The 2,397-nt window shown below is 59.1% G+C and carries 1 protein-coding gene and 1 pseudogene; both read right to left on the minus strand.

The window, feature by feature from the left end:
• Positions 1 to 755, minus strand: a pseudogene (locus AC0L3D_RS36385) (S9 family peptidase); the annotation flags it as partial.
• A 533-nt stretch (positions 756 to 1,288) separates the two neighbouring features.
• Positions 1,289 to 1,981 carry an OmpW/AlkL family protein gene (locus AC0L3D_RS36390; RefSeq protein ID WP_473647498.1) on the minus strand — a complete coding sequence of 231 codons (693 nt, stop codon included), beginning with the start codon at positions 1,979 to 1,981 and terminating at the stop codon, positions 1,289 to 1,291.
• Positions 1,982 to 2,397 lie beyond the last annotated feature (416 nt).

Here is a 2,397-nt window from a genome sequence, read left to right on the forward strand (position 1 = left end):
GAATTGAGGTAGGGGACCTCCCGCTTGTAGCCGGGGCGAACGCGGTAGGCCGCGAGATGGCGCGAGTCCGGCGACCAACTCAGTGTCGAAAAGACGTAGTAATTGCCCTCGGATCCATCCCGGCTCAGCGCAACATCCTGCAATCCGTCCTTGCTGCGCAGCAAAACATTGCAGTTCTTTATAGAGACGATCCATTTGCCGTCGGGCGAGACGCTCCTCTGGTCGCGGTTGTTCTCAGCCGGTGGCGTGTAGTGGTGGCTGAGCTGAAACTTCGGGGCGTCCACATCCAAGTTTGTGCTGGTGCAGGCATAGCTTTCAATGTCGCAGCTCCACCGGACCTGCTCAATCATGAAGTCGAGCCTGCGACCATCCTCGGTCAGTTCGAAACGCTCGAAGGGAAGATCGCCGGCCTGATAGCTCTTATGGCTCGCTTCATTTAGCGCCGCCGCCAGACGGGCCTGATCGAAGGCGGCCCGTTTCAAACCCGTGGCAGCATCGACCCGCATGAACTGCCGCTCGCCATGGGTAGTCCGGCGGTACACGAACGCGTTGGCTCCAGTTAGCCAGAACGGCCCCTCGGGGACATTCACGGTGAGTCCGCGATAGCGATGGTTGATCGTCAATGCCCGCTCCCGATCGCTCAGCGCTAGCGGTGGATGTGTGCCGTTTGAACCGTGGGCCAGCGCCCGAGCGGTTGCCGATCCCGATGCCCCTTGAATTGATGACGCGAGCGCCAAAGCGCCGATCTTGACCATATCTGTTCACCTCTTTCGGTTTTCGGAAGACACATTGTTGGATCTGGCTTTTCATCGCCGGTGTGCAGCAGCGTTGAGCGTTGCTCGAAGGAGCCAGCACGCGGGTGCGGCCTCGATGGCAGTCAACATGACCGTCGCCCTACGCCGATTCCAGGAACTGGCCGGGTGAACCAGACTGAAGAGTTGGCATCCGAGCCAGCAGGGTATTTTCCATGTCCACAATGATGGAATGTTCAAAGCCCGATGACGCTTGCAATCACACTCCCTTCCTGTTCCTGCACCGGAAACGGCCGGAACGGGGCCAGGCACAAAGCGTTGGCTATCGACATTCTCTGCATGGCTGGCGTCAGTCCGTTGATCCGTGTCCGGAGGACGACGCGTCGCACATCCGACAGCTCGGATAACCCCGAGTCACATTGACCTTGGGTGTATGTCGGGTTGACAAGAGTGGACCGTCGGGCCGACGGCAAAGGGCGCACGAGGCGCCCTTCATTCGACTCGGGCTGCGCGTAAGCCGCCTTCGCCTTCCGTTGTCAGAAATGGTACGTGACGCCTGCGCCTATCAGCCAGGGATCGAGCTCCGCCTTTCCCGTCTGCTTCGCGCCGGCCACCGTGACGTCGAAGTCTGGCTTCAGGAAAAGCTTCTTCACGTCGAAGTTGACGCCCCAGTGCTGGTCGACCATGTAGTCGAACCCGACCTGCAGCGCGGTGCCGAACGTGTTCTTGACCTTGAGATCATCGGCGCTGCTGGCTTGCTGATGATAGAAGATCGTATAGTTCACGCCGGCGCCGACATAGGGCTTGAAGGCGCCGAAATCGGTAAAGTGATACTGCAATGTCAGCGTGGGCGGCAGCAGCCAAACCTTGCCGATATTCCCCAGCCCGCCAATCGAGCCTTGGCCTGTGATGTTGGCATAGGTGGTGCCGAGGATAAGCTCGGCTGCGACGTTGTCCGTGAAGAAATACGAAATATCGAGTTCCGGCGTTACGGTGTTCGAATAGGAAAGACCGGAGCCGGGCACCGCGTTAACGTAGCCCGAATCCTCAGTGATAACCCCCAACGCGCGCAGGCGGATCTGCCAAGGGCTTGGCCATTCCCTGAACAAGGCACCCTCATCCGGGTCGCACGGTTCTGCAAGGTCTGCCGCGGCCGCCTGCTGTCCTACCAGCAACAGGACGACGGCCGCTGTGAGTCCCCGCAACACGTTCATTCGCTTTGTTGCCATAATGTTGTTTCCTTGCTCGTTAGACTTAACTTTGAATAGTCCTGCTGTGTTGATTGATATCAACAGAATACTGGCGCGCATTATTTGCGAATTCTGCGCGCATTGTTAGGCCTGTACTCACTTCGTCGAAGTTCGCCCTTGTTGACCTGCCGGTCGCCAATGAACGCTATCGGCGTGCGAGCCGATCGCGCTGCCAAGGAAATTGTCGCCAAGGCAATGAATGCGGCCCGCTCGGATTGTCCTTGCCGTAGCTGTGCCCGCCTGCGCTGGTCCGTAGAAGTAAGCGGGAAGGCACCGTATTAACGTAGCCCGAATATGACCCCGAGGCGGCGCAGGCGGAACTGCCCAGAGCTTGGCTCTTAGATTGGTGTCGTAGACGGGCACGGGTAAGGGGGAGGCGGAGGGGGAGGCGGAGA

Source organism: Mesorhizobium sp. WSM4837 (assembly GCF_055811435.1).